Annotated in this window: 1 protein-coding gene; it reads right to left on the bottom strand. The window is 58.1% G+C overall.

Annotation, left to right across the window (positions count from 1 at the left end; all coding sequences use genetic code 11):
- Positions 1 to 433: hypothetical protein (locus AC1D0P_RS29390; RefSeq protein WP_477679958.1), on the bottom strand; the 433-nt coding region annotated here is incomplete at its 3' end.
- Between the last annotated feature and the right edge of the window lie 21 nt (positions 434 to 454).

Below are 454 nucleotides of genomic sequence, written 5' to 3'. Positions count from 1 at the left end.
CATGCTGCGCGATAGCATCTTCGCTCAAAGCGGGATTTGCGAGATTGCGCAGGATGAATGCTTTGGCCGCGGCGATACGCGCGCCTGCAAGCGCGCCGGATCGAGCCGCGTCCCGGCCGCGCATATTCGCGCCGATGGCTAAAGCGGCCAGTTCAACCAGATGACGGGACACAACGTTCATTCCTGCGGCATCCAGCGCGTCGGCCTCTCTCATCGCCGACTGAACGTAACTTGTAAACAAGCCCAGATAGCCATTCGTCTTGCCGATGAAGCCGCCCACCAGCAGATCTGAACTGCTGACATAGTCCTTCAACAGGTCCCGGGAAATGGCGATCCTCGTCATCTTCGACCGCGCATCTTCCTGATAGGCGCCATAAAGTATACTGGATGCCTCAGCAGACACGCTGACGACGGCCTCGCCGAAGCGGGACACGTTTTCATTCTTGAATTGGCT

Source organism: Polaromonas sp. P1_G2, from assembly GCF_056405515.1.
Note: the sequence above shows the minus strand (reverse complement) of the source record. Positions and strands in the feature narration are given on the sequence as shown.